Origin of the sequence: Oceanospirillum linum (assembly GCF_001995095.2) — a bacterium.
Taxonomy (GTDB): Bacteria; Pseudomonadota; Gammaproteobacteria; order Pseudomonadales; family Halomonadaceae; genus Oceanospirillum; species Oceanospirillum linum.
In genome coordinates this window covers 1-438 of sequence record NZ_MTSD02000106.1, presented here as the reverse complement: position 1 = coordinate 438, position 438 = coordinate 1, and the positions used below count along the sequence as shown (strand labels likewise).

Here is a 438-nt window from a genome sequence, read left to right as displayed (position 1 = left end):
GTACTGCGGCATGTTCGTCGATGCAAAGTGCAGAAAAAGCCCCTCAATCGCAAGAAGCCACTCAGCAATTGGTTTCGTTGTATGAAGTACGCCATGAGGATGGCCGTTTGTACTACTTTGACGACTATTCTGCTTATCAGCACTTCTTAGAGCATGACGAAACCCCGTACACTTACAAGCGTATTGCCGCAGGTGCCAAGGGCGAAACGCTGGTATTTGGTTTAACCAGTAAAGACAAAAAGAAAACCTCAGGTATTGCCAGCGTGGATATGATTGATGGCAAGTTAGTACCTGAAATGTTTTATGGTGAGCTGCGTCATGAAGGTCGCATTTATGTCTTCAACCGCATTGAAGATATGAATGAAGTACGTGCAACAGGCGAAGCGGCTTTGCGTTTTACCGATATTGGCTCTGGCCCTAAAGGTGAAACAGTTGTTT

The 438-nt window shown here is 45.7% G+C and carries 1 protein-coding gene; it reads left to right on the top strand.

Annotated elements, in window-relative coordinates; translation table 11 throughout:
• Positions 1 to 20 precede the first annotated feature (20 nt).
• Positions 21 to 438 (top strand): hypothetical protein (locus tag BTA35_RS16850; protein ID WP_078320908.1); only part of this gene is annotated, 418 nt, incomplete at its 3' end.